Genomic DNA, 15,690 nt, shown 5'->3' with positions numbered 1-15,690 from the left:
TCCTCCACGAAAGAGCTAGTTTTCACATCACCATCAGTGTAACAAGAGCCCAATTGTAAACTCATTTTGCCGCCACCTTCTTCCGGTAATGGCTTCGCTTTCCCCTTCTAGCCGCTCCTTTAGCTGCGGGTTTGACTAAGCCGACAAAGGCTTGCGCATTAATGCTGGCACTGTGCTTAACCAAATCACTTAACTGCGCTTGCATACCTTGCATAAAGCCCTGATAACTTTGATTACGTTGGCTAATACCATTGAGCTGCATTTCCCAATGAGCTGTCATATCCGGCCAGGTACATAACTCAGGCAAAGCCATAACCAGAGCCTTGCCACTGTCGCTGGCATGAATTTGTTTAGCCTGACGCTGTAAAAAACCGCGCTTAAATAACAGTTCAATAATTCCCGCCCGAGTCGCTTCGGTACCTAAACCATCGGTTTCTTTGAGCACTGCTTTTAAGGCCGGATCTTGCACATACCGCGCAATTCCAGTCATCGCCGCCAGTAGGCTAGCATCAGTGTAAGCCTTAGGCGGCTGCGTTTGTTTATCGAGCACCACACCCTCGATACAGTGCAGCGCTTGCCCCTGAGTTAAGGGCGGTAATAACGGCTCATCTTCAGTATTTTTTTTCTTGGGAAAGAGACTCTTCCAACCAAGCTCTAACAGCTGATTGGCGCTGGCTTTAAACATCCCATCAGCAATCTGAATCAGCGCTTCGCTATGGGCATAACGATAGTGAGGGTAAAACTGAGCAATATATTGACGCGCAATCAATTGATATACCCGTCGCTCTGCCTCGCCAAGATTTTGCGCCAGATAGCGCTTTTCGGTGGGAATGATGGCGTGATGCGCATCCACCTTGGCGTCATTCCAGGCTTTGCTTTGACGACGAGGCACCGCATCGTCAACCGCATCGGCCAAGTCACTGCTATTATTTTTAATCGCCGCCAATACCTTGGGCGCGTCAGCATGATGTTGCTTGGGTAAATAGCGGCTATCGGAGCGAGGATAAGTAATCAGCGTATGCCGTTCATATAAGTTTTGACAGATATCGAGAACTTGTTTAGCGCTATAGCCGTAACGCTTCGCGGCGTCGATCTGTAAACTTGAAAGATTGTAAGGCAAGGGCGGCGCTTGTTGTTTATCTTGCTGCTTTAAACTTTGCAAGAAGGCAGCCTGAGCGCAGATCCGCTTCGCCACGTGCTCGGCAAGGGGACGACTGAGCACACGTCCTTCTTCGTCTTGATAGGGTTTGCAGGCTTCGCTGGGCTGCCAAAAGGCGCTGAATAACTCACCGCTTTCGGTGCGCAGCTTCGCCTCCACTTGATAAAAAGGACGACTCACAAAATTTGCAATTTCCTGATCACGCCTCACCACCAAACCTAAAATTGGAGTTTGCACTCGACCCACCGACAGCACCCCGCCGTAGCCCTGCTGTTGCCCTTTTAAGGTATAGGCACGAGTTAAGTTAATGCCATACAACCAATCGGCGCGTGAACGGGCTAAGGCCGAGGTCGAGAGCGCGGCAAATTCTTGATTTAATTTTAGTTGTTTCAAGGCACGACTCACCGCAGCAGGGTTTAAGTCGCTTAACAGTAAACGCTGGCAGGACTTCTTCAGAGCCACCTTCGCCTTACAGTGCTCAATGACTAAATCCACCAACAACTGACCTTCACGATCGGGGTCACCAGCATGCACCAACTCACTAGCCTGTTTAATCAAGCCCTTAATCACTCGCAGTTGCGCCGCCGTTTTCGATTTCGCTTGCCAGTGCCACTGCTCGGGAAAGATTGGTAAATGCTCCAAACGCCATTGCTTAAAACGAGCATCGTAGTGCTCCGGTTCTGCCTGTTCCAACAAATGGCCAATACACCAAGTCACACAATCGCCGTTGGCGAGCTGAATATAACCATTTAGCTTTTGCTGAGGCTTGGGTAATACCGCAGCAATCGCGCGGGCGAGGCTGGGTTTTTCTGCAATATAGAGACGCAAGGGCTACAATACCTGTTTGTTTATACAGTTATTGTAGCCAATACTAGCCACTTAGCCAAACATTTGTTGACTCAGCCTCAGCGTCGCAGCCACGTTACGAGCAGATACATAGAGGTTGGATTCCGCCTCGGCAAGTGCTTGTGGCAAACTACAAGTACCCGGAACGATGGAAAATACCGCATTAATACCATGTTCATGCACCACTTCGTAGCCGGGCAGCATCGCGCCAGCCAAGGCGATCACCGGCACCTGGTACTGCATCGCAATTTGCGCCGCACCATAGGGGGTTTTACCCGCGATGGTTTGACTGTCGATCCGCCCCTCACCGGTAATCAATAAATCAGCACCTTCCATGGCACTGGCTAAGTCCACAGCTTCGGTCACGATTTGTACCCCTGGACGCAGCTGAGCTTGCATAAAGGCCAACAATCCCGCCCCCATACCGCCTGCAGCGCCACTACCAGCGGTGTGCATAATATCGATGCCAAACTCACTAAACACCACTGCCGCAAAACGACCTAAGGCGGCATCAAGCTGCTTGACAACCTCTGGCGTTGCACCTTTCTGCGGGCCAAAAATAGCACTGGCGCCATGTTCACCACAGAGTGGATTATCGACATCACAGGCCACCTCTATTTCAACCTTAGCCAAACGGGGATCGAGACCAGAAATGTCGATGCTGGCGAGATCAATCAGCTCACCACCACCACGCTTTAAGGGTTTGTTAAAACGGTCGCGAAAATTAGCGCCCAAAGCTTGTAGCATGCCCACCCCAGCGTCGTTTGTGGCACTACCACCCAAACCAATAATCAACTTGGTAGCACCAGCATCGAGGGCGGCGCTAATCAGCTCTCCAGTACCATAGCTGGAAGTCTTACGTGGGTCACGCAGCGCATGATCCACCAGATGCAGACCCGAGGCTGCAGCCATCTCAATCACTGCGGTCTGCTTATCACCCAATACGCCAAAGAAAGCCTCAACCGGATTGCCACGCGGACCCGACACCAAAACTGGCATGATTTGTCCGCCTGTGGCATCAACCATCGCCTGCACGGTGCCTTCGCCACCATCGGCAAGCGGCACTTTCAGATAGTCGGCATTAGGGAAAATCTCTTTAAAACCTTGCTCAATCAGCTCTGCCGCTTCCATGGCACTCAGGCTTTCTTTAAACGAATCAGGCGCAATTACTATCTTCATCGGCTTTCCTTGTTCAGTTACAAATTAATGCTCAAACCCAGTCTCTAAGCCTATTGTGGTAAACAAGTCTGAGTGTAGGCACGGATCTGTTCACTTAGCTGTCTCATTAACTTACCCGCTAATTGCCAATGATGCCAGTATAGCGGCACCCTAAGCTGAAAGTCGGGCAAAATGTTGACTAAACGCCCCGCCGCAAGGTGTTGCTCCATCTGCAAGCGCGGATTCAAACTATAGGCACCACCAGCCAGTGCTAGCTCGATAAACGCTTCCGACGAACGCACCGTATGGCAAGGATATTGTCCTGGATGCAAAGCAAAGTGCTCTAACAAAAACTGGATATGCATATCGTCATGTTGATCAAAAGACATGGCTGGAGCCTGACTAAGGCTACGCTGATCAACCCCATCGGAAAAATAACGTTGAATAAAATCGGGGGTCGCCACACATAGATATTCCATATACCCTAAAAAGTGGCTTTCACTTCCAGCGATTGCTTGCGCCTTGCTGGTAATACAGGCGAGCGCTTCGCCACTACGCATCCTTTGCCAAGTGCGCGATTCATCTTCTACATATAAATTTAGCTCGATTTGGGTACGTTGCAACAAAGGTCTTAAGGCGGGAATTAACCAACTGGCCAAGCTATCGGCATTCACCGCTAAAGGCATAGCCTGAAAAACCTGCTCGTCCACCTTGAGCTGTTGGCTTAATTCGGTTTCAAGCTGTAATACTCGTTGATAGTGGCCTAATAGTTGTTGACCTAAAGCCGTGGGTTGTAAGGGTTGAGCACGGATCAACAACGGTTGCCCCAGCTGACTTTCCAATAACTTAATCCGCTGCGAAACCGCCGACTGAGTGAGGTGTAGACGCTGCGCAGCCCGCTCAAAACTCTGCTCCAAGACGACCGCATCCAAAGCTTTTAGCAGCTTGTAATCAAAATCAGTAGAAGCCATTTACCCTCATTAGATATTTTAATTATCCATTAAAATTATTAGCTATATTAAAGCAGATGCGCTGGTTATAGTCCTGTAATATTTTAATAACGCAAGGCAATACATGTTCAGCACTTACTTTACCGGACTCACCCTCATGGCCAGCCTGATCATGCCTATCGGCATGCAAAATGCCTTCGTATTAAACCAAGGGATCCGCCGACGCCATCATATCTTGGTGGCCACTATGTGCTCGTTTGCCGACATCTTTTTTATGAGCCTTGGGGTTTGGGGCGGTGCCCAACTCTTTAACGCTTACCCTTGGCTGCTTTATAGCATTAGCATTTTGGGCGCGGTATTCATGCTAGTCTACGGCTACCAGTGTTTACGCAGCGCCTACCAAGCCGAAGATAGCTTGAATCAGGGCGAAGCAAAACATGAGTTAAAGGCGATCATTCTCGCCTGCTGCGCCTTCACCTTTTTAAACCCCCACGTCTATATCGATACTATTGTGATCTTGGGTGGATTTGCCGCTAATATCAGCGCAGAGCAACGCCCGATGTTTGTTGCTGGCGGGGTCAGTGCTTCTTTCGCTTGGTTCTTCAGCCTCGCCTTACTCGGTGCAAAGCTGGCACCAATACTTGCAAAACCGCGTGCCCAGCAGCTGATTAATAGCCTGATCGGCCTAATGATGTTTGGCTTGGCTTTCTACCTGCTTAAGTTTGTATTTGCGTAGACAGCATCGTGAGAATAATCGCTTGGCATTCCGTTTTGGTTTCGTACTCTGAGCACTGAAAAGCCGAAAAGTTACGCAAATTTGAGCAACAACATCCGACAGCAACCATAAAAAACGGGCCCTTGGGCCCGTGAGTTCAAATAAATAAGCTGCGCTTAGTTTGCCGTAAAACTAAACTTCTGTCCGCCGATAGCCGCTTCATACATTAAGCCACCTTTTGCCAAGGTAAACACCGCATAGCCACTCACATAATTGGCCTTGGCTTGTTCACTGCCTGCTGCTGCGCCAGTACCAGAAGTACCCGCTTGCGCCGATGCGCCAAGGGTTAGCGCGACGGCACTGGCTTGCGCGCCAAACTCAAAACTACCGCTGGTAAATTCGTCGTACGCTCGCTTGTCTTGCAAAAACACAATTTGGCTAAACGCTTGACCACCGAGTTGAAATCCAATGGTAACTTGGCCCATTTTTACGGTGCCCGTTGCTTGACCACCGCGATAGACTTTTCCTTCACCATAAGCACCACCAATGCCAATGCCTCCCTTGCCAATGGTTGGAAATACCGCATAGCCATAGGCATTGTTAAAAAATGAAGTTGTTCTATCGGATTTTTTAAAATCCTGAATAGTTGCTTGGTAATCATCCGCCATCGCTGGAAAACTCAGCGCGAATATACCAATACACATTACCCACCACTTCTTCATGTTGAAACACCTTTAAGCTAATGAACCAATCAGCAGCATACACCATGTTCTAGTATATCGACATCCTGTTTATTTTTATTCAACACACAGCTATTCAGCTGGGTTGATATAGTCGATAACAAGTTTGGTAAGCATATTTTTCGCCTGCATTTAACCAACAGCTTTGATGCGGCCAATCGGAACGGTTAGGCGAATCAGGAAGAAACTGAGTTTCCAAAGCTACCCCGCTATGCGCAACATAACTCTTGCCATTACGTGCCGGGTTACCACTTAAAAAATTTCCTGTATATAACTGGATTGCTGGTTTATTAGTATAGACTTCCAAAGCCAAAGAGCCATCATCAGCAATTAAACGAGCCACAGCCCCTCCCTCTTTTCGCACCGAAGACTGCAATAAATAGCTATGGTCATAGCCTCCAACCAGCAGCTGATCTGGATCTTTATTCAAATCGGCGGCAATCGACTTTGCTTGCCGAAAATCAAAACCACTACCAGCCACCTCTTTTAAGCCATCGACAGGAATACCTTCGGCATCCACAGGAAGATAGTAATCAGCGGCAATAAATAAATAATGTTGCAAAATATTACTTTGCTCAGCGTTAAGATTAAAATAGCTATGATCAGTAAGGTTTACAGGGCAGGCTTGGTCGACTTCAGCGCTGTAATCTAGTTGCAACTGATTTTCTTCGTCAAGGGTGTAGGTCACTTGTGCGGTCATGTTACCCGGGTAGCCTTGTTCTCCATCGGCCGAAAAAATACTAAAACGAGCCTTATTGTCAGCCAACTGCTCACCCTGCCAATCACGATGACTCAAATCGTTAGCCCCATGTAACTGATGCGGCCCTTGATTCGCCGTTAACGCATATGATTGACCCTGATGATTGATTTTTGCCAGCTTAATTCGATTTGCATAGCGCCCCACAGTTGCGCCTAAATAAGCGCCTTGCTGCTGATAATTTTGTAGGCTGTCACAACCTAACACCACTTCCCTTAACTCTCCGCTACTGAGCCTGATTTTTAAACTGGCAAGGGTTGCCCCCCATGTCAGTATGATAGCCACACTGCCTTGAGCATTCTTAAGGGTAAACGTTTTCCCCAAAGAATTCTGACTAGAAGACATATACAACTCCTCAATGATTTTTAAAATAAATGAATCGTGAACGCAGCCCGAAACTTACGATGCGCTATTTGTAGAAGCAAATAGAACCGAGGCGCCTAATCATGACACGATAGTGGATTTGACCAACAAAGCTAGCATAGTTCTAAAAACATCAATCATTTAGCAATCATTTTGTGAGCAACATCGCCTTACTCAAAGGTCGTCGAGTCGGTCATTTACCGACCCGCCATCTCTACACCACTGATATCAGCCTTTAAGCAAGCAATATAGCCACGTTCAGACAAATTTAGTGTCTCTACAATCGTAATCTGCGTCGCGCCCCTTAGGTTGGTATACAATAAGGTTCAGCGTAAACACAATCACCTTCAAAACGACGACTGATTCACCTTATAAGAAGGAGAACACCCTGCTTTCTTCCACAGCCAACAAAATACTCACAATAGTTTTGCTTGGGCAACTTAGCGCCTGCTCTACCGCCAATCATGGCTCTTTTGCTGAGCGCAGTTTTTACCAGGGCGAACTACGACAGTTGGTATTATTAGGGCCAACTTATGGTGAACATTGCCAAACCTACGCTTTATACCTGTTTCCAATAAAACAAAGCCCAAGCACCCAACTTGCGCTGCAACAGGCCAAACAGGCTCAACCCCATACTCAGATGTTAGCCAATATTAGCATTCACCATAAAACTTACTGGGGCATTGCTTATGCCAAACACTGCGTCACCGTAACCGCCGAAGCCTACGCCGCGCCCTGACCACTTAGCAGTCGCTAATTCAATGAAAAATGCAACCAGAGAGGGCTATCCTCGGCTAGGGTTTTAGGGTGTAAAAACGGGTTATCCAGCTTCAATACCCGACGTTCATTGAGCCGCTCAGCAAACTTGTCATAGCCATAGCTGGTAAATAGTCGCTCAAAGTCGCCATTGTCAATCGCTAGCAATAAGCCTTGCTCTATGCGCTCTGCCAGTTGGCGATTGCCTGAGTTAACAAAAAAATAGATAGGCGCTCGATAGCTAAGCAGTAACCTTGGCTCGACAACAAAATTAAATTCCGAGTAAGTCTGCAACTCACTATCGATTTCACTAACGCCCCGAGGAAAATAATCGAAGCGCCGCCGCGCCAGCATCCCAAACAGGCCTTGGTAGGTAGCACCCTCGACCACAGGCAACTTGTTATAGGCTAATATTTGACTGTCTGGCCACCCGTGTCCTTGCCCGGCAAGTAAGCTTGCCAGTTGGCTTAAATTATCAATTTTCTCGAAGCGAGCAAGATCTTCACGGCGGATCATCAGTAAACGCTGGCCCAACAGGCCCTTCAGCAAGGGGATCCGGATTGGTAGTAACTCAGCTTCACGTTCTCGCGAGCTCATGGTCCAAATCACATCAACGGTTTTATTCGCCTTTAACTGCTGTATAGAGCGCTCTTGAAACATTTTAGTTGGGCTACTGCGCACGATAAACGGACCATGACTGGTTTGTGTGTTCGCGAGAGCAAGCTGCAAAACATCGACAAAATAATCACCGCGGTGATCCCTTTCAGCCTCTGGCGCTGGATAGCGAACTACCAAAAGACCAGGCTCCGCCAGTGATATCGCCGAGTAGCACAGAACCATAATTGCGGCACAGAACAAACAATGCATGCTTGATGAGTAGCTAATTTTTAGTGAAGATTATATAAGATGAGCAGCGGCTTCGCATACCTCTAGTTAACAGTTTAGGGGTTTTGCCTCCGTATGCGAATACATTGTCGTAATTAGCAAAAAAGCCCCGTCATTGCTGACGGGGCTTTTATGAAGGTGGTCGGTGATGAGAGATTCGAACTCCCGACCCTCTGGTCCCAAACCAGATGCGCTACCAAGCTGCGCTAATCACCGATAATTTTGTGCTTGATGTTTAACCAGAAACCAAAGCTCTGGTCCCACTCTTAATGAGCTTCGCGATGATGCGCTACCAAGCTGCGCTAATCACCGATAATTTTGTGCTTGATGTTTAACCAGAAACCAAAGCTCTGGTCCCACTCTTAATGAGCTTCGCGATGATGCGCTACCAAGCTGCGCTAATCACCGATAATTTTGTGCTTGATGTTTAACCAGAAACCAAAGCTCTGGTCCCACTCTTAATGAGCTTCGCGATGATGCGCTACCAAGCTGCGCTAATCACCGATAATTTTGTGCTTGATGTTTCACCAGAAACCAAAGCTCTGGTCCCACTCTTAATGAGCTTCGCGACGATGCGCTACCAAGCGCGCTTTTTCTATCATTTATTTTAGCTAATTTCAGAAAATTATCCCAAGGCTTAACTTTGCCTGTTTCGGTCGCAACGAAATTCGCTACACCTAAATAATGGGGTGAGTAATGGGGTTTGAACCCACGACAACCGGAATCACAATCCGGGGCTCTACCAACTGAGCTATACCCACCACTGAGTACCAGAGCATCTTCCTTCGAAATGGCGCACCCGACAGGAGTCGAACCTGTGACCTTCGCCTCCGGAGGGCGACGCTCTATCCAGCTGAGCTACGGGTGCTCAATGCTGGCGGAGGCGTATGTTAGGGTGTTCGCTGCCCTCTGTCCAGACATTTTATAAAAAAACTGCCAATCGAAGAGTTTTTAGCCAATCCTTTAAAAAACCTGACTATGCGTACCAGAAACCACCGCAGAAATGCTCACTAAACGACAGAGAATAAGCTTTGATTTTATAGCTCGAGACATATGACCTGATGATCAAATAAGCTAAGATACGATCACTTTCTTCACACCAACTGCTGTATGGGTAGGCATCAATTCGGAGCGAGTGATTAGCGAATGAAAACACGGTTGCAAAAAATACGTTCATTACTTTCCACCCTCACCAGTATCAATCCCAATCTGGATGAAGAACTTGCATTAATTGTTCAAGCCGTTGGAGGCTTAAACAACATCATCTCGACCATGGCTTGCACCACCCGCTTGCGCCTATGCATCAAAGATATGAGCTTAATGGACTCAAACAAATTAAAAATGCAAGGCGCCATCGGCGTGGTAATCCTCGATCAAAATAACCTACAAATTATTTACGGTTTAAAAGCCAACGCTTATTCGCAGCAACTGGAGCAACAATTAGTTGCAGAATCAAGCTAAATCAGCTTAAAAAACAATAGCATATACCTGCGAAAATTGAACACCGATGATGAGTTCGCTTTTAAAACCTTTGAACGTCGCATAAACATCCAAGAGGACACCACCAAGTCCACACCGGCGGTCACGATTACACGGTATAACAACTGATGCTTCAGTCCAATATCCACCAGCAGTTCTGGCGCTACTCGATCCCCTCGGTCGTCGCCATGGTCGTCAATGGGATTTATCTAATCGTAGACGGCATGTTTATCAAGCCATCAATAAAGCAAATCGCGCCAACCTGATCTCATTAGCCAACATGGTGATCCAACTCCCCTTCATGCTATTGCTTCCCACAAACTTTGGGGTGACGGGGATTTGGTTAATCATGCCGCTTTCCACAGCGCTATTAAGCCTACCGATCGCTTATGGCTTATACCAATTATTAGCCCGGCTCAAGCAAGCAGCCTCATCAGCCTTGCTTCAATAATATCAGCCAAGCAAATCGGCTAAGGCAGAGCCTGGCCTCGCGAAGTGACAAACAGTTGATACCATTGTTCACGACTCAGCTGAACCTTAGTCGCATCGGCACAAGCGCGGATCCGCCCCACATGGGTACTGCCAATCACAGGCTGAATCGCTGCCGGATGGCGCATTAACCAAGCAAGAACCATGGCCTCGGGCGAGCAACCATATTGTTCGGCATACTGGCGCACTAAGGCTGCCGTATCGCGCTGCGCCTGGCTGGCTTGCGAAAGATCGGCGCCACTAAATAAACCGCGACATAAACTGCCCCAGGCCTGCACTTGCAGCTTGTTGATAGCGCAATATTCTATGGTGCCAGCAGTAAAACTATGGCCTCTGACCTGCTCATCATTCACTGCCACACTATGATTCAGCCAATCTAACTTCGTTAAACTCAGCTCCAGCTGATTTGCCACCAGAGGAAAGCCTAGCGCAGCTTGCAGGTAAGCGATTTGTGCACCGCTCATATTCGATACCGCAAACTGCCGCACCTTACCGCTCTCTTTAAGCTGCTGCAGAATCGCGGCCACTTCATCCATTTCCGCCAAAGGGTCGGGGCGGTGTAGCATCAACACGTCGATATATTCAGTTTGTAGGCGCTTGAGCGATGCTTCGACGCTTTGTCGAATATAATCCGCTGACCAATCGTAACGCCCACACCATTGCTCATCGGCAAAACGGATCGCACATTTGGTTTGCAAAATAATCTGCTGGCGCAACTGCGAACGCTCAGCCAGAACCTGACCAAATACTTGCTCGGCCTTACCCAGCGTGTAAATGTCGGCATGATCGAAATAGTTAATGCCAATTTCTAAGGCGGCATCAACGGCCGCATGCGCCTGCGCCAGATGTTCAGGGCCATAAGGCGTAGCATCCCAACTGCCGCCAAGACCCATACAACCGTAAACTAATTGACTCGCCTGAGGGAAGAATTGATGAATTGCTAATGCTGCCATAACCAAATCCTAATGGGTAATAATTGGCCTCATTATAGCGATAGTTGTTGTATTTGAAGACTAAAACTTGATTTTTGTGTCAGCCATGAATTCGCGGCGAGTGCCGAGAAAGTCAGCGCTGCAAGCGGCTAAGCTGCAGCGCTCAAGCGCTCACTATAATAAATCGCGTAAGCGATAGTAGGTCATCGCCATGACCAGTGCAGGAGTGCGCAGTAAACGCCCACCAGGGAAAGGCATATGCGGGATCTTATCGAAGATATCAAAACGTTCCGAAGTTGCCATAATCGACTCCGCCATAAGTTTGCCAGCCAAGCCAGTGGCCGCAATACCATGTCCAGAGAAACCCTGAGCAAAATACACATTTGGCGCAAGCTTGCCAAAGTGCGGCGCACGGTTGATGGTAATGCCGACATTGCCGCCCCAAGCAAATTCCACTGGCTCATTAGCCAACTGCGGAAATACCCAGTCCATGCGTTGTTTCATGGTTTTCGCTAAATTTCGTGGCTGCACTCCGGAATAACTCACTCGGCCACCAAATAACATCCGGTGGTCAGCCGAACAGCGATAATAGTCGAGCACGAAATTAATATCACACACCGCCATATTATTTTTAATCAAGCTACGAATGCGTTCCTCGCCAAGCGGTTTGGTGGCACAAACATAAGTACCCACGGGCATCACTCTGCTTTCCAGCTTGTTATTCAGACCTTCCATGTAAGCGTTGCAGGCAAGCACCACATGAGAACAAGTCACTTTCCCCTGAGCGGTACTTAAGGTCACTTTAGTCCCGTGTTCAATCTTAGTGACTTTACTCGCCTCGAAAACTGATACACCCGCTAATTCGGCCGCTTTGACCAAACCAAGAGTATAATTGAGCGGATGTAAGTGACCACTATTAGGATCGAATAAAGCCCCCAAGTAGCGCGGACTCGCCAGTTGCTCTTTAAGCTGCTCCTGCTCCCAATATTGCAAGCCCTGGTAACCATAATCATCACTGAGCTGGGCCTGCCAAGCTTTCAGCTCTTTCACATGGCGAGGCTTAATCGCGACATGGCTTTGCCCATCTTGCCAGTCACAATCAATGTTATACTTGGCAATGTTTTGTTTAGTCACGGCAAGCGATTCGACCGACAGATCCCACATCTTCTTGGCATCGTCTTTACCCATCATTTTTTCCAAGGTGGATTGCTCGGCGGCCCATCCAAAAATCGCCTGCCCTCCACTGCGTCCAGAGGCGCCCCAAGCGACGCGCTCGCCCTCAAGTAAGATCACCTTATAACCTTTCTCGGCTAACTCTAGGGCCGTAGTCGCGCCGGTGATACCGGCACCGACAACGCAAATATCGGCCTGATGATCACCCGCTAATTGCGGATAATCGAGTTGCAAATTTGCACTCGCCGCATAATACGAATTAGCATGTTGCTGTTTCATTTACTCACCTTTGATGTCATTACGAAAGCGTTGCTATCCTTGCCTCAGCTTGAATCTGGAATTTATACCATTTGCTGATACCATTGCTGCTCCAACGGCGTCACCTGTGCCTCAAAACGTTGCCATTCATTGAGTTTATTGGCGTGGTAAACGTGGCTAAAATCTTCTCCCAGCAAGTCCCAGAGAGTCGACTGATAAAATACTTTTAAGGCCTGCTCCCAAGACGTGGGTAATTCGCAGGCATCTACATAGGTCGCATCACCGGTAACTGCCGCAGGACAAACCAATTGCTGTTCAATGCCGTGCTGAATACCCGCAAATAATGCGGCCACCACAATGTACGGATTACAATCTGCACCAGAAACCCGATGTTCAATCCGAGTATTGGCTTTGGTTCCCGAGGGGATGCGTAGCGCCACGGTTCGATTATCCCAGCCCCAAGTCGCCTTTAATGGAACAAACATGTCGGGTTGAAAGCGACGATAAGAATTTGCATTAGGGGCCAGCAAGGCAATCGCCTGTGGCATAGTTTCTAATAGTCCGGCTAAAGCCTGCTCCAGCAAAACCTGGTCTTCTGCAAAGCGGTTATTCCCTGCGTCGTCCAACATACTGATATGCACATGGCAACCATTGCCCGAATGCTCAGCGTAGGGTTTTGCCATGAAGGTTGCCACATAGCCATGTTCTTTGGCCACCGCCTTAATGGCACGCTTTAAGAGGATCGCTTGATCACAAGCCAGCAAAGGATCGGTCTGATGCTGCAAAGTGACTTCAAATTGACCGGGAGCATATTCAGCGATGACGTTATCACTCGGGATATTTTGGGTATGACAGTAGGCTTGAATATCTTTGATAAATGCAGCGAACTCGTCTAATTCATCCAATGAGTATACTTGGGTTTGCTCCATTCGTTGTTGAGACAACGGTAACAGCGGGGGGAGCGGCTGTTCGGTATCGGCTTGCGCGTCGAGTAGATAGAATTCCCATTCGATAGCAACACAGGGATAGCACTGTTGCTGATGTAATCCAGCGAGGGTTTTACTTAATAGCTGACGAGGATCTGCAAAAAATGGGCGACCATCCACCTCATACATCGTCAATAAGGCCTGTGCTGAGTTTTCCTTCCAGGGAACCAAACTTAAACTATGCGGCAGCAACTGGCATATTCGGTCACCATCTCCCTGCATAAACCCCAAACCAGTTTCCTCAACCGTTTCCCCACAAATATCCAAGGCAAAAACCGAAGCGGGTAAGCACATGCCTTCGTTGGCAATCTTCAGCAATGAAGCGGGTTCAATACGCTTACCACGGATCACCCCATTCATATCTGAAAGCATCAAATCGATACTTTCTAAACGAGGGTGAGCGTCAAGAAATTTTTGTACTTGTTCAACCCGCGTAATTCGCTGCGTTTGCGGTTGGTGTTTCAACATAATTAACAGTCCCCTGATAAAAGCATCCCTTATACCTTTTAAATTTACACCATAGTGTTAATTATAATGCAAACTTTTTTGCTGGATCGGCAATAAAAACCGATAAATTTAGTTTTTATTTAACACTAGGTTGACATTCATCCCATTTCATGACAAATCTTATTAGCACGGAGCAAAAATCCAACAGCAAGTGTTTTTGCCACGTTTTACTAAACAGACGATGACAGGTGATTATGGATAAGGTCAGGAAGTGGTTTGCAGAAAACCGGATAACCGAGGTTGAGTGTCTAATTCCCGATATTACGGGGAATGCAAGAGGGAAAATTATCCCCGCAAATAAATACCTGAAAGAAGGAGGGATGCGACTTCCAGAGTCGATCTTTTACCAAACGGTTACCGGGGACTGGCCTGACGACGATATAGAATTGTTTGATTGGACCGAAAAGGACATGAGCTTAGAGCCGGACTGCGATAGTCTGCGTTTTGTTCCTTGGGCCAAAGAGCCTACCGCTCAGTTAATTCATGATTGCTACAAAAGCAACGGCGAATTAGTCGATATGGCACCTCGTTCGGTTCTCAAAAAAGTGCTCGCCCTCTATGAAAAAGAAGGTTGGAAGCCAATTGTCGCCCCCGAACTAGAGTTTTTCTTAGTCAAAAAGAATCTCGATTGGGATTATCCTCTTGAACCACCAATCGGTCGTAATGGCCGTCCAGAAACAGCTCGCCAATCCTTTAGCATCGATGCCGTAAACGAATTCGACCCCTTATTCGAAGATATGTATGACTATTGCGAAGCACAAGGGATCGAAGTGGACACCTTGGTACACGAGTCTGGTGCCGCACAAATGGAAATCAATTTCGATCACGGCGAACCCGTTTTGGCCTGTGACCAAGTATTTTTATTTAAACGCACCATGCGCGAAGCCGCATTGCAACACGATACCTATGCCACCTTCATGGCGAAGCCAATGGAAGAAGAACCTGGCAGTGCGATGCATATCCACCAAAGTTTGGAAGATATGAATGGCAATAACTTATTTGCCAACAGCGATGGTAGCAACAGCGATTTATTTTTAAGTTATATTGCAGGTTTACAACAGTTCACCCCTGCCAGCATCGCCTTCTATGCGCCCAACGTAAATAGTTATCGCCGACTCATGTTTGGCGATTCAGCACCGATCAACCTGCAGTGGGGGATTGACAACCGCACCGTGGGCTTGCGAGTGCCACTCTCCGGAGGGCGTAATCGCCGAGTCGAAAACCGCTTTGCTGGCGCCGATGCCAATCCTTATTTAGCCATGGCCTTAACTTTGGCTTGCGGTTATATCGGCATGAAGAAAAAACTCAAACCTTCGGCGCAAGAAATCGGTGACGTCAGTGAAGACCGCTACACTCTGCCAGGGAATTTAGAAGCTGCCCTGGTCGAACTGGAACAATGTGATGAACTGAAAGAAATTTTGGGAGAGCGTTTTATTGGCTGCTATGTCGCCGTAAAACGCAAAGAATATCAAACATTTTTCAAAGTTATTAGTTCTTGGGAACGAGAGTTTTTATTACTCAACGTCTAAGCCATTCA

At 47.8% G+C, this 15,690-nt stretch carries 15 protein-coding genes and 3 tRNA genes; 6 read left to right on the top strand and 12 right to left on the bottom strand.

What is annotated here, in order from left to right; genetic code table 11:
* Positions 1-61: 61 nt before the first annotated feature.
* From ACRRS0_RS01710 to ACRRS0_RS01700, 3 genes are read right to left on the bottom strand one after another with little or no spacing between them, the layout of a single operon-like run.
* Positions 62-1,987 (bottom strand): DNA topoisomerase III, encoded by a 1,926-nt coding sequence (locus tag ACRRS0_RS01710; RefSeq protein ID WP_432454934.1) that lies wholly within the window; start codon positions 1,985-1,987, stop codon positions 62-64.
* A 51-nt stretch (positions 1,988-2,038) separates the two neighbouring features.
* Entirely contained in the window at positions 2,039-3,184 is a 1,146-nt protein-coding gene (locus ACRRS0_RS01705; protein ID WP_432454935.1) for a glycerate kinase, read from the bottom strand.
* A 50-nt stretch (positions 3,185-3,234) separates the two neighbouring features.
* Positions 3,235-4,134 (bottom strand): LysR family transcriptional regulator ArgP, encoded by a 900-nt coding sequence (locus tag ACRRS0_RS01700; RefSeq protein WP_432454936.1) that lies wholly within the window; start codon positions 4,132-4,134, stop codon positions 3,235-3,237.
* 103 nt (positions 4,135-4,237) lie between these two features.
* Between ACRRS0_RS01700 and ACRRS0_RS01695 the strand changes: the two genes are divergently transcribed.
* The gene (locus tag ACRRS0_RS01695; RefSeq protein ID WP_432454937.1) at positions 4,238-4,849 is read left to right on the top strand and encodes a LysE/ArgO family amino acid transporter; all 612 of its coding nucleotides are present in this window, start codon (positions 4,238-4,240) and stop codon (positions 4,847-4,849) included.
* 155 nt (positions 4,850-5,004) lie between these two features.
* Here the strand turns inward: ACRRS0_RS01695 and ACRRS0_RS01690 are convergent, their stop codons facing one another.
* Positions 5,005-5,550, bottom strand: a complete 546-nt coding sequence (locus tag ACRRS0_RS01690; RefSeq protein ID WP_432454938.1) for a YSC84-related protein — start codon at positions 5,548-5,550, stop codon at positions 5,005-5,007.
* Positions 5,551-5,644: 94 nt separating this feature from the next.
* On the bottom strand, positions 5,645-6,670 hold the full coding sequence (locus tag ACRRS0_RS01685) for a galactose-1-epimerase (protein WP_432454939.1): 1,026 nt from the start codon (positions 6,668-6,670) through the stop codon (positions 5,645-5,647).
* A 445-nt stretch (positions 6,671-7,115) separates the two neighbouring features.
* Between ACRRS0_RS01685 and ACRRS0_RS01680 the strand changes: the two genes are divergently transcribed.
* Positions 7,116-7,427: a hypothetical protein gene (locus tag ACRRS0_RS01680; RefSeq protein WP_432454940.1), complete on the top strand. Its 312-nt coding sequence runs from the start codon at positions 7,116-7,118 to the stop codon at positions 7,425-7,427.
* 14 nt (positions 7,428-7,441) lie between these two features.
* Here the strand turns inward: ACRRS0_RS01680 and ACRRS0_RS01675 are convergent, their stop codons facing one another.
* On the bottom strand, positions 7,442-8,239 hold the full coding sequence (locus ACRRS0_RS01675) for a hypothetical protein (RefSeq protein ID WP_432454941.1): 798 nt from the start codon (positions 8,237-8,239) through the stop codon (positions 7,442-7,444).
* A 229-nt stretch (positions 8,240-8,468) separates the two neighbouring features.
* Positions 8,469-8,545 (bottom strand) — tRNA-Pro (locus ACRRS0_RS01670).
* A gap of 257 nt (positions 8,546-8,802) precedes the next feature.
* Between ACRRS0_RS01670 and ACRRS0_RS01665 the strand changes: the two genes are divergently transcribed.
* Positions 8,803-8,940: a hypothetical protein gene (locus ACRRS0_RS01665; RefSeq protein WP_432454942.1), complete on the top strand. Its 138-nt coding sequence runs from the start codon at positions 8,803-8,805 to the stop codon at positions 8,938-8,940.
* A 74-nt stretch (positions 8,941-9,014) separates the two neighbouring features.
* Here ACRRS0_RS01665 and ACRRS0_RS01660 read toward each other — a convergent pair.
* Positions 9,015-9,090: transfer RNA gene (locus ACRRS0_RS01660), tRNA-His, on the bottom strand.
* Between the two features lie 30 nt (positions 9,091-9,120).
* Positions 9,121-9,197: transfer RNA gene (locus ACRRS0_RS01655), tRNA-Arg, on the bottom strand.
* Positions 9,198-9,475: 278 nt separating this feature from the next.
* Between ACRRS0_RS01655 and ACRRS0_RS01650 the strand changes: the two genes are divergently transcribed.
* Together ACRRS0_RS01650 and ACRRS0_RS01645 are read left to right on the top strand one after the other, a co-directional pair.
* Entirely contained in the window at positions 9,476-9,790 is a 315-nt protein-coding gene (locus ACRRS0_RS01650; RefSeq protein WP_432454943.1) for a glucose PTS transporter subunit EIIB, read from the top strand.
* A gap of 146 nt (positions 9,791-9,936) precedes the next feature.
* Positions 9,937-10,074: a hypothetical protein gene (locus ACRRS0_RS01645; protein ID WP_432454944.1), complete on the top strand. Its 138-nt coding sequence runs from the start codon at positions 9,937-9,939 to the stop codon at positions 10,072-10,074.
* 204 nt (positions 10,075-10,278) lie between these two features.
* On the opposite strand, the gene ACRRS0_RS01640 is transcribed toward ACRRS0_RS01645, so the two are convergent.
* From ACRRS0_RS01640 to ACRRS0_RS01630, 3 genes are all read right to left on the bottom strand, one after another.
* Positions 10,279-11,250, bottom strand: coding sequence for an aldo/keto reductase (locus ACRRS0_RS01640; protein ID WP_432454945.1), 972 nt, complete (start codon positions 11,248-11,250; stop codon positions 10,279-10,281).
* A 153-nt stretch (positions 11,251-11,403) separates the two neighbouring features.
* Positions 11,404-12,681, bottom strand: a complete 1,278-nt coding sequence (locus ACRRS0_RS01635; RefSeq protein ID WP_432454946.1) for an NAD(P)/FAD-dependent oxidoreductase — start codon at positions 12,679-12,681, stop codon at positions 11,404-11,406.
* 62 nt (positions 12,682-12,743) lie between these two features.
* Positions 12,744-14,114, bottom strand: a complete 1,371-nt coding sequence (locus ACRRS0_RS01630) for a glutamine synthetase family protein (RefSeq protein WP_432454947.1) — start codon at positions 14,112-14,114, stop codon at positions 12,744-12,746.
* Between the two features lie 233 nt (positions 14,115-14,347).
* On the opposite strand from ACRRS0_RS01630, the gene ACRRS0_RS01625 reads away from it, so the two are divergent.
* The gene (locus ACRRS0_RS01625) at positions 14,348-15,682 is read left to right on the top strand and encodes a glutamine synthetase family protein (protein WP_432454948.1); all 1,335 of its coding nucleotides are present in this window, start codon (positions 14,348-14,350) and stop codon (positions 15,680-15,682) included.
* Positions 15,683-15,690 lie beyond the last annotated feature (8 nt).

The organism is Agarivorans sp. QJM3NY_29 (genome assembly GCF_050870835.2).
In the GTDB taxonomy this organism is placed as follows: Bacteria; Pseudomonadota; Gammaproteobacteria; order Enterobacterales; family Celerinatantimonadaceae; genus Agarivorans.
This window is presented reverse-complemented; position numbering and strand designations above follow the sequence as displayed.

Bases quoted from the DNA above. Each gene is read 5' to 3' on its own strand.
- ACRRS0_RS01630 (WP_432454947.1), bottom strand. From the start codon at position 14,114: ATGTTGAAACACCAACCGCAAACGCAGCGAATTACGCGGGTTGAACAA.
- ACRRS0_RS01690 (WP_432454938.1), bottom strand. From the start codon at position 5,550: ATGAAGAAGTGGTGGGTAATGTGTATTGGTATATTCGCGCTGAGTTTT.
- ACRRS0_RS01705 (WP_432454935.1), bottom strand. From the start codon at position 3,184: ATGAAGATAGTAATTGCGCCTGATTCGTTTAAAGAAAGCCTGAGTGCC.
- ACRRS0_RS01645 (WP_432454944.1), top strand. From the start codon at position 9,937: ATGCTTCAGTCCAATATCCACCAGCAGTTCTGGCGCTACTCGATCCCC.
- ACRRS0_RS01700 (WP_432454936.1), bottom strand. From the start codon at position 4,134: ATGGCTTCTACTGATTTTGATTACAAGCTGCTAAAAGCTTTGGATGCG.
- ACRRS0_RS01625 (WP_432454948.1), top strand. From the start codon at position 14,348: ATGGATAAGGTCAGGAAGTGGTTTGCAGAAAACCGGATAACCGAGGTT.
- ACRRS0_RS01640 (WP_432454945.1), bottom strand. From the start codon at position 11,250: ATGGCAGCATTAGCAATTCATCAATTCTTCCCTCAGGCGAGTCAATTA.
- ACRRS0_RS01635 (WP_432454946.1), bottom strand. From the start codon at position 12,681: ATGAAACAGCAACATGCTAATTCGTATTATGCGGCGAGTGCAAATTTG.
- ACRRS0_RS01685 (WP_432454939.1), bottom strand. From the start codon at position 6,670: ATGTCTTCTAGTCAGAATTCTTTGGGGAAAACGTTTACCCTTAAGAAT.
- ACRRS0_RS01695 (WP_432454937.1), top strand. From the start codon at position 4,238: ATGTTCAGCACTTACTTTACCGGACTCACCCTCATGGCCAGCCTGATC.
- ACRRS0_RS01650 (WP_432454943.1), top strand. From the start codon at position 9,476: ATGAAAACACGGTTGCAAAAAATACGTTCATTACTTTCCACCCTCACC.
- ACRRS0_RS01665 (WP_432454942.1), top strand. From the start codon at position 8,803: ATGATGCGCTACCAAGCTGCGCTAATCACCGATAATTTTGTGCTTGAT.